The organism is Stenotrophomonas sp. 05L44_2, assembly GCF_056665995.1.
This window is the reverse complement of sequence record NZ_JBFTNR010000929.1, coordinates 1-1,757: the sequence shown is the minus strand read 5'-3', so window position 1 is coordinate 1,757 and position 1,757 is coordinate 1. Positions and strand designations below refer to the sequence as shown.

The following is a 1,757-nucleotide window of genomic DNA, read 5'->3' as shown; positions in this document are numbered from 1 at the left end:
GCACTGCCACCTGTCCGGTGGTGCCGGCATCGGTGGCGTGCTCGAGCCGCTGCAGGCCAGCCCGACCATCATCGAAGACCATTGCTTCATCGGCGCGCGTTCGGAAGTGGTGGAAGGCGTGGTCGTCGGCCATCACAGCGTGATCGGCATGGGCGTGTTCCTCAGCCAGAGCACCCGCATCTACAACCGCGCCACCGGCGAAATCAGCTACGGCTACATTCCGCCGTACAGCGTGGTGGTGTCCGGCTCGCTGCCGAGCAAGGACGGTACGCACTCGCTGTACTGCGCGGTGATCGTCAAGCAGGTCGATGCCCGCACCCGCAGCAAGACCAGCGTCAACGACCTGCTGCGCGGCCTGGCCGACTGACGGGGCCGCACGCATGAGCACCACCGTCCATGGTCTGAAGAACTGCGATACCTGCAAGAAGGCGACCAAGTGGCTGGAATGGAAGCTGCTGCTGCGCGAGTACCCGCAGTTGATCAAGCGGCCGCTGGTGGTGACYGCCGACGGCAAGGTSAGCCAGGGTTTCAGCGACAACGGYTTCAAGGCGCGCTTCGGCGTGGGCGGCGCGTGAGCGCCGTCCTCGACCTGGCCTGCGATCTGATTGCACGGCCGTCGGTGACTCCGGACGATGCCGGTTGCCAGGCGCTGATTGGTGAACGTCTGCAGGCGGCCGGTTTCACCTGTGAGCACCTGCGGCTGGGTGAGGTCGACAACCTGTGGGCCACCCACGGCAGCGGCGCGCCAGTGCTGGTCCTGCTGGGCCATACCGACGTGGTGCCGCCGGGCCCGCGCGAGGCGTGGCAGAGCGATCCATTCGCGCCACAGATCCGCGATGGCGTGCTGTACGGTCGCGGCACCGCCGACATGAAAGGCAGCGTGGCCGCGTTCGTGATCGCTGCCGAACAGTTCGTTGCGGCCCATCCGCAGCACACCGGTACGCTGGCGGTGCTGCTGACCAGCGATGAGGAAGGCGATGCGATCGATGGTGTGCGCCATGTCGCGCGGCTGTTCGCCGAGCGTGGCCAGCGCATCGACTGGTGCATCACCGGCGAGCCGTCCTCCACCGCCACGCTTGGTGACCTGCTGCGCGTGGGACGTCGCGGCAGCCTGTCGGCCAAGCTGCGCGTGCAAGGCGTGCAGGGCCACGTGGCCTACCCGGACAAGGCGCGCAATCCGATTCATCTTGCCGCGCCCATGCTGGCCGAACTGAGCGCACGGCGCTGGGACGAGGGCTATGAGAGCTTCCCGTCGACCAGCCTGCAGATCTCCAACATCCATGCCGGCACCGGTGCCAACAACGTGATTCCCGGTGAGCTGGAGGTGGATTTCAACATCCGCTACAACCCGCACTGGGATGCAGCGAAGCTGGAAGCGGACATCACCGCGCTGCTGGACCGCCATGGCCTGCAGTACACGCTGAAGTGGCACCGCAGTGGCGAGCCGTTCTACACCCCGGAAGGTACGTTGCGCGCAGCGGCGCGCGCGGTGCTGGCCGAGCACACCGGTCGCGCACCGGAAGAGAGCACCGGTGGTGGCACCTCCGATGCGCGCTTCATCGCACCCCTGGGCGCGCAGTGCATCGAAGTCGGCCCGGTCAACGCCAGCATCCACCAGGTGGATGAGAACGTGCGCGTGGACGAGCTGGAAGCACTGCCGGGGCTGTACCAGCGACTGGTGGAGCGGTTGCTGGTGTGATCCGCGTCGCCGGGCATGGCCCGGCGCYACCGGGGTGAGCGTGCGGATGATCGTGGGT

General features: G+C 67.2%; 3 protein-coding genes. All 3 read left to right on the top strand.

Features of this window, described 5'->3' with window-relative positions; all coding sequences use genetic code 11:
- Positions 1–367 (top strand): DapH/DapD/GlmU-related protein (locus tag AC1VAN_RS22055; RefSeq protein ID WP_480986773.1); only part of this gene is annotated, 367 nt, incomplete at its 5' end.
- A 13-nt stretch (positions 368–380) separates the two neighbouring features.
- Positions 381–575 (top strand): thioredoxin domain-containing protein, encoded by a 195-nt coding sequence (locus AC1VAN_RS22050; RefSeq protein WP_480986772.1) that lies wholly within the window; start codon positions 381–383, stop codon positions 573–575.
- Positions 572–1,699 (top strand): succinyl-diaminopimelate desuccinylase, encoded by a 1,128-nt coding sequence (dapE, locus tag AC1VAN_RS22045; RefSeq protein WP_059063604.1) that lies wholly within the window; start codon positions 572–574, stop codon positions 1,697–1,699. The genes AC1VAN_RS22050 and dapE overlap by 4 nt, the downstream gene beginning before the upstream one ends.
- The last annotated feature ends 58 nt before the right edge of the window (positions 1,700–1,757 follow it).